Origin of the sequence: Sphingomonas sp. PP-CE-3G-477, from assembly GCF_003050745.1 — a bacterium.
Taxonomy (GTDB): domain Bacteria; phylum Pseudomonadota; class Alphaproteobacteria; order Sphingomonadales; family Sphingomonadaceae; genus Sphingomonas.
Genome location: NZ_QAOF01000031.1, coordinates 1 through 1,171 on the forward strand (window position 1 = coordinate 1; position 1,171 = coordinate 1,171).

Here is a 1,171-nt window from a genome sequence, read left to right on the forward strand (position 1 = left end):
TAGAGTATCCGTTGTGATCAAGCGGGCTTCTCGATCCATTTGCGGTCGGCTTTGAGCAACGTATTTGCCAGGATGATGAGCTTGCGCATTATTGCGGTGATAGCGACCTTGGGGGGCTTCCCGGCGGTGACCATCGCCTGATATTTGGCTTTCAGATCGACGTTGAACCGCGTGGCGACGAGGGCCGGCATGTAGAGCGCTTGCCTGAGAACGGCGCGTCCACCGCGGATGTGGCGTTTTCCGCGATACTGTCCGCTGTCGCGGGCTTGTGGGGCGAGACCAGCGAGACTGGCGACCTGCTTGCTCTCGAGTTGACCGAGTTCGGGCATCTCGATGAGCATAATTATAGCGGTGAGTGCACCAACACCAGGAATCGAGATGAGTATCGCGAAGCGCGACACCAGGTCAGGATCGGTCTGCAAACGCGCGTTCAAGGCAGCGTCGATGGCGGCGATCTGACGATCGATCTGTGCTAGCCGCTGCGCAGCATGTCGCTTCAGCAATGGCGACCGACACGCATGCTCACGGTTCCTGGCAGCGGTACGATCCTTGATCAAGGCGAGCCGGGCAATGTGAAGCTCCCTCATGTCATCGATAGCTTCGCTGGTAATCTGTCTCACCGGCGGTGTCAGAAGTGCGCCCATGCGGGCCAGCATAGCGGCATCGATCGCATCGGTTTTGGCGTGTGCGCCGGCGGCTTGGGCAAAGCGCCGCGCCTGTAGCGGGTTGACCTTCGCCAAAGGGAGTCCTGCGTCGCCCAGTCGCCGCTCCAGCCGATGATGATATGGCCCAGTCGGTTCGAAGACGATACGGGCGATGTCACGGTCGCCAAGCCAACCGAGCAACGCCTTGATGCCACTGGCGTCGTTGGCAAACTGGCGAGCGATGCCCGCCGGGTGAAGATGCACGTCGAGTGTAGCTTTGGAGATATCGACACCGACATTCTGCGCTATGATGGTCTCCATCTTTTCCAGGTCCTCTGCTTGTCATGCGGGCCAAGGCCCACGTATCCGTTCAGGCCACGGGAAAAGAGAAGGGCGATCAATCTCTAGCTCGGCCCATTACGGCCTGCGGTTTTGCGATCCGTCCCTTCCCGTCGCCGACGAGTTTGCGGCTCGTCGGCGACGGCCTTTCTTGCCAGAAAGACCGCCACCTTCATAAGACAAGCGGT

Annotated in this window: 2 protein-coding genes; one reads left to right on the top strand and one right to left on the bottom strand. The window is 59.9% G+C overall.

What is annotated here, in order from left to right:
• Window positions 1–17: 17 nt before the first annotated feature.
• Window positions 18–965, bottom strand: coding sequence for a transposase (locus tag C8J45_RS18805; RefSeq protein WP_107964665.1), 948 nt, complete (start codon window positions 963–965; stop codon window positions 18–20).
• A gap of 23 nt (window positions 966–988) precedes the next feature.
• On the opposite strand from C8J45_RS18805, the gene C8J45_RS19470 reads away from it, so the two are divergent.
• Window positions 989–1,171 (top strand): hypothetical protein (locus tag C8J45_RS19470; protein ID WP_219907413.1); only part of this gene is annotated, 183 nt, incomplete at its 3' end.